The organism is Robertmurraya sp. DFI.2.37, assembly GCF_029211245.1.
Taxonomy (GTDB): Bacteria; Bacillota; Bacilli; order Bacillales; family Cytobacillaceae; genus Robertmurraya; species Robertmurraya methanolica_A.
Window position 1 is genome coordinate 1 of sequence record NZ_JARGEJ010000803.1, and the last position, 291, is coordinate 291.

At 37.1% G+C, this 291-nt stretch carries 1 pseudogene; it reads right to left on the minus strand.

The window, feature by feature from the left end:
- Window positions 1–291 (minus strand): annotated as a pseudogene (locus tag PZE06_RS28710) (1,4-alpha-glucan branching enzyme); the annotation flags it as partial.

Consider the following 291-nt stretch of genomic DNA (forward strand, 5'->3'; position numbering starts at 1 on the left):
TTTGTCTCTCCTTTACCTTTTGCCAATCATCATCCGTCCATGAGAATTTATGCTCAAAACGATAAGTAAAAGAAGCTGTCTTTTCCTTTGTATCACTATGAAATGCATATGGGTCAGCTTTAAAAAGTATGCGTCCATCTTTTGTCAAAATAGCAAACTTGTATAGTGAATACTCATCCAATCCCTCAATAAAGAGTTCCCATATCCCTGCATCTGTCTCCTTTTCCATTGGATGGGATTGAGGATTCCATTGATTTAAATCACCTACTACAGAAACGGAATGAGCATTAG